The 4,388-nt window shown below is 62.3% G+C and carries 5 protein-coding genes; 1 reads left to right on the top strand and 4 read right to left on the bottom strand.

What is annotated here, in order from left to right; all coding sequences use genetic code 11:
- Nucleotides 1–611 precede the first annotated feature (611 nt).
- Nucleotides 612–1,103, top strand: coding sequence for a hypothetical protein (locus tag JOZ06_RS01635; RefSeq protein WP_293228028.1), 492 nt, complete (start codon nt 612–614; stop codon nt 1,101–1,103).
- Nucleotides 1,104–1,326: 223 nt separating this feature from the next.
- Here the strand turns inward: JOZ06_RS01635 and JOZ06_RS01640 are convergent, their stop codons facing one another.
- From JOZ06_RS01640 to JOZ06_RS01655, 4 genes are all read right to left on the bottom strand, one after another.
- Complete coding sequence (locus JOZ06_RS01640) at nt 1,327–1,512, bottom strand: hypothetical protein (protein ID WP_293228030.1); 186 nt, start codon at nt 1,510–1,512, stop codon at nt 1,327–1,329.
- Between the two features lie 273 nt (nt 1,513–1,785).
- Nucleotides 1,786–2,646 (bottom strand): alpha/beta hydrolase, encoded by an 861-nt coding sequence (locus JOZ06_RS01645; RefSeq protein WP_293228032.1) that lies wholly within the window; start codon nt 2,644–2,646, stop codon nt 1,786–1,788.
- Nucleotides 2,643–3,809 carry a glycosyl transferase family 8 gene (locus tag JOZ06_RS01650; protein ID WP_293228034.1) on the bottom strand — a complete coding sequence of 389 codons (1,167 nt, stop codon included), beginning with the start codon at nt 3,807–3,809 and terminating at the stop codon, nt 2,643–2,645. The genes JOZ06_RS01645 and JOZ06_RS01650 overlap by 4 nt, the downstream gene beginning before the upstream one ends.
- Nucleotides 3,806–4,388: sulfotransferase (locus JOZ06_RS01655; protein WP_293228035.1), on the bottom strand; the 583-nt coding region annotated here is incomplete at its 5' end. The genes JOZ06_RS01650 and JOZ06_RS01655, both read right to left, overlap by 4 nt.

The raw sequence follows: 4,388 nt of genomic DNA on the forward strand, positions 1-4,388 counted from the left end.
TACTTCGGTGATCGGGTCACGATCGGCTTCGCGCAAGATCCTGACGATTTGTTCGTCGCTGTACCGGCTCTTCTTCATTGCCGCTCCTCAGGTCTGAGGAGCCATTATCTCTAGATTCGCTTGGTCTGAAAAACCCAGGACATGTCATAGTAGGCATAAATTGCGGAAGCTATTGCTGCTATTGCACTGAATGCGCTTATTAACGAAGAAGTTTCCATGGCAACTATTTACCTGTAGATGACTAACGAGGAGTTGACGTAAAAAAAGCCCAGCATTCGGGTTTGTGTCCAGTAAGCATGGGACACATGCAAACCAGAAAGCTTTGCTAGGCTGGCATTTGCAGGCGCGGTGACATCATTCGGCATGGGCATGCTGTATTCAAGCAGGGAAACTTGTAATTGTACCTGTACGAGATGCAAAGTGCTGTTTTCATGAGCATCTGAATGCTGAAATACTGATGAACGTCTGCTGTTGGCCGACAGTAGTCATAGCATACCAAAGTCATAACAAACATCTTTAATCGAAAAACGCCCATTTATTCTTCAAGCACATTTCTTCTGTAGTGTTTTAAGGCCCGATTATGTGAAATTCACCAAAGCGAAAGAATATAAATGAAACCCCTGTGTTTGCTCGCGTTTTTACTGTCGTCCCCCGCGATGGCGGTACCGTCAGCCAACGTGATCAATAGCTGCCTTCAAGCACAAGCACAGGGCAACGTCAGTGCAACCGAAATTCCAACACACGAAATCATGCAGGAGGATGATTACCAGCCCGGCTATGCCGCGAACTATATCGAATTCGACGGGAAGGACATCGGCTTCGCCACAGCCAAGAAAGGCAATGCCATCGTGTTCGATGGCAAATTGTGGCCGACAAAACTCGCCGTTGTTTTGCCCGGCGCGGATAAGGTAAAAAAACCTCTCGTCCACGTCGAACTAGCGGACTGGTTGATGCTGAACGAGGGGGAGAACCAGTATCTGTGCGTCGTCGATAACTTCGACGGCTTAGGAAGAAACGGGAGTTTCCAAAAATACCGCTACGCCTACATCCTGCAGACAGGCAACAAAGGTGGGTTATTTTTCTCGGTGGGCAAAGCCGAATAACCCAGGCAGCCTACAAACAAGACACAAAGTACGTTTCTAAAGAAGGATCTGATCATGGGCCATTCCACAATGCTGCGCGTCGGAGTGGTCAACGATCTACCCTCCCCCGCTTGAGCTCAAAGAGCCCAACGCACAGACCCGTGCTGCAATCACCGTGCGTTGCTACGCGAACGCACGCCACACGATCGGCGCAGCGTGCGTTCGCCGCAGGCCATGCGAGTTTCTAGCCACGCACCGCCGCTTGCAGAACATCCAGCTTGTAGCTCACCGCCGCAAGCAGACTGCGCGCCGCCTCCTGGTTGAAACGGTGCCGAGACGTCGGCGCCATCTGCTGCACCAAACGGTTGACGGTGAATTGGATATCGCGCAGGTCGCGCTCGAGTGGGGACACGGTACGGTATTGAGCCATGATCGGACTCCTTCGTCTTACTTCACAGGATGGAGGAGCTGCCGGTAGGTGGCGGCAGGCCGAGCGAAGGTTGACAGACCGGGACATCGCGACCGGCACGCCGACGGGCGAACCCGCCGGCGTCCTTCGCCGGCCCGCCATAGAAAAGCGGATCGACGAGATAGTGAGCATTGCTTAAAAGGCAATGCCCAGCGACGTCACAAGGCTGTCAAACCTCGGTTGCTTCTTTTCATTCGCAACGGTGACGGAGGTTAGGGACCTAGGCGGGGGGCGTCAAGGGAGCGCGGTTCGGCTGGCGGCAAGCGGCGCCGCGGCCGTCATCGCGCATGTCGGCGCGATGGCCAGCAATGCCGGCCAGTTATCGCGCCAACCGCTGTCATGCGATAGCCCCGCAACGGTCAATGCCCGCGCGCAGCGTGTGCCGGCGGCGTTGACGAAGCGCTGCGCCACCGCTGGCGGAACGACCTCATCCTCGGCGCCGCTGAAGTGCAATTGCGGAATAGGGGCGACGCGGCGGGCAAACTCGATCGGGTCTGCCGACGCCGGCATCGGCGACACGCCATGCAGCCGATTGACGAATTCGCTGTCGAGATTGCCGGCCACAGTGCGAATCGACATGACGTCGCGCCGGCGCGCCGCGATCAGCACCGCGACGGCGCCGCCGCCCGAGTAACCGACCAGTTCAACCCCCTGCCCTGGCGTAAGCGCGGCAAAGCGGCTGACGGCAGCGTCCATCGACGCGATCACCTCGGTGGCAAAGCGTTTGCTGGTCCAATAGGGAATGCCGCAGGACGGATTCATCGCCATCGGCGTGAACTGGCACGGGCGCGCCAGATAGACGACGTTCGGCGCGGGGTCTTCCGCGGCCAGCGCGAGCCCCAGCGCCTCGCGCGGCGTGGGGTCTGGCGCGGGTTCGGTGCGCGACAGCCAGGCGGCGCCATCGCCCTCGATGTACACGCGCAGCGGCTTGCCGGGTTGCGAGACGCGCACAAATGCCGTCAGCACGAAGCGGCCGGTATCGACATATTGGCGGCGCAGCCGCGCCGCCGCGGCCAGCGCGTCGGGGTCGAACGTCGCGCATGCCGACAGCGCGCCGCAAAGCAGCAGCGCCAGCAAGCCGGTTGGCGTGCTCATGCCGCCTTGAACCGCGCCAGCTCAACCGCGATCTGATCGACGACGCCGCGCCAGTCCGCGCGCCGGTTCTGACGAAACAGACGCATGCGCGGATACCACGGTGAATCAGTCCGCTCGAGCAGCCAGCGCCAATCCGGCACCTGCGGCAGCATCACCCAGACGGGCCGGTCCAATGCGCCGGCGAGGTGGACGGGAGAAGAATCCACCGAGATCAGCAGATCGACGATGCAGAGGATCGCCGCCGTATCCTCGAAATCGTCGATCTCGTCGGACAACGAAAGCAGCGGCATGCCGGCGGGGGGCGTGTCGGCCTGCGATGCCGCCGGGCCTTTCTGAATCGAGACGAAGTGCACGCCGGTCTGCGCCAGCGGCGCGAGCTGGGCCAAGCTTAGCGAGCGGTTGGCGTCATTGGGGTGCGTGGGCCGCCCCGCCCACACGAGGGCGGCCAGCGGGCGCGGCAGAGTGGCCAGACGTTGCCGCCAGCGCGCCACGCGCCGCGGGTCCGGACACAGGTACGGCATGGGTCCGGGCAGGTCGTCGAGCCGTAAACCCAATGCCAGCGGCAAGCCCATCATCTCGCAGTGCATGTCGAAAGCGGGCGGCAGGTGCCCGCGTTCGACGAGGAGGTCAAAGCCCGCGCTGCGCCGTACCAGCGGCAGCGATTCCGCGTTGATCTCGAGCACGACCCGCGCGCCGCTCCTCTCCTTGGCCCATCGCACCAACCGCAGGAACTGAAAGGTGTCGCCATAGCCCTGCTCGTCGTGAATGAGCAGTGTTTTGCCGGGCATGGCGCGGCCGTCCCAGCGCGGGCGTTGCACCTTGCGCTCGATGTGCGCCGTGTGGACGAGGCTGTAGCGGTAGTGGTATTCGCGCCAGCCGCGCTCGAACTCGCCCGACAGCAGCAAGGTCTCGGCCAGATCGTACCGCGCCGGGAAATCGCCGGGGGCATGCGCCACCAGCATTTCCTGGATCGCGCGCGTTTCGGCGATGCGCCCCTGCGGACGGAGCGCCGCCGCAAGCAGTTTCCACAACACCAGCGGCCCGCTGCCCGAGGCCAGAAACGGCCGCACGATCGACTCGGCCTCCTCGTAGCGCCCCGCCGCCAGCAGCGGACGCATCTGGCGGTCGATAGCCTGGAAATCGGGGGCGGCGCCGGACATCATGGCGCATCGACGCCCAACGCCGCGAGCAGCGGCCCGAGATAGCGCGCATACGCGCGCCAGCGGCCCGTCGAGGTCCGATAGATCGGCTGGCGGACCTGATTGACGCTCGCCGTGCGCACCACCCGGCGGTTGCGATGGAAGCTCAGGCAGGCCGCGTCCCACGGCAGCCCTAGAAAGGCGATCAGCCGTCGTGCCTCGCCTTCGAGGTCGTCGACCACGGCCTCGTAGTCGATATCGATGAACGTGTCGGCGGGCAGCAGCGCGCGCCAATGCGCCATCAAGCCTTCGTACTGGCGGTAGAAGACGCCAAGCTCGGTCTGGTCATACGCGAACGGCTGCTGTCCGGCGAACAGCTTGGTGTAGCAGGACAGGCACGTGTCCACCGGGTCGCGCCGGCAATGGACGATCCGCGCGTCCGGCAGGATCAGGCGAGCGAGGCCGCAATAGAGGAAGTTGGACGGCATCTTGTCCACCACCCGCGCCCGCCCCGCCGCCAGAGGGGCGACATGGCTCAGATAGCTCTGGCCAAGCACATGAAGCTCGTCGCCGGTCAGGTTCGGCGCCGAACCGGGAAAATCC

It is taken from the genome of Paludibacterium sp., from assembly GCF_019232825.1.
In the GTDB taxonomy this organism is placed as follows: Bacteria; Pseudomonadota; Gammaproteobacteria; order Burkholderiales; family Chromobacteriaceae; genus Paludibacterium.